Source organism: Staphylococcus sp. EG-SA-15 (assembly GCF_017151895.1).
Taxonomy (GTDB): domain Bacteria; phylum Bacillota; class Bacilli; order Staphylococcales; family Staphylococcaceae; genus Staphylococcus; species Staphylococcus aureus.
On the sequence record NZ_JACVZN010000135.1, the window covers coordinates 1 to 248 of the forward strand.

2 pseudogenes are annotated in these 248 nt (G+C 33.1%); one reads left to right on the forward strand and one right to left on the reverse strand.

Annotated elements, in window-relative coordinates:
- Positions 1-128 (reverse strand): annotated as a pseudogene (locus IDG64_RS14710) (ATP-binding cassette domain-containing protein); the annotation flags it as partial.
- Between IDG64_RS14710 and IDG64_RS14715 the strand changes: the two are divergent.
- Positions 126-248, forward strand: a pseudogene (locus IDG64_RS14715) (energy-coupling factor transporter transmembrane component T family protein); the annotation flags it as partial. The pseudogenes IDG64_RS14710 and IDG64_RS14715 sit on opposite strands and share 3 nt — an antisense overlap.

A 248-nucleotide genomic window follows, 5' to 3' on the forward strand; every position in this document is an offset into this window, starting at 1 on the left:
TTATAATGATAGAAATCTTGACCAGCAGTCGGTTCATCCAATATGATTATTTCCGGATTTAAGACTAAAACAGATGCTATAGTGACCCTCTTTTTTTGACCATAGCTTAAAGCTGCAATTGGCCAATGAATCAATATAATACTATAGGTTTTCACCCGGGAAATAGTCGTATTCATCAATTAAATGCGACTGTTAAACTTTTATTCTTATTAGTTGTTTCTATTTCTGCAATGGTGACTTATGACACA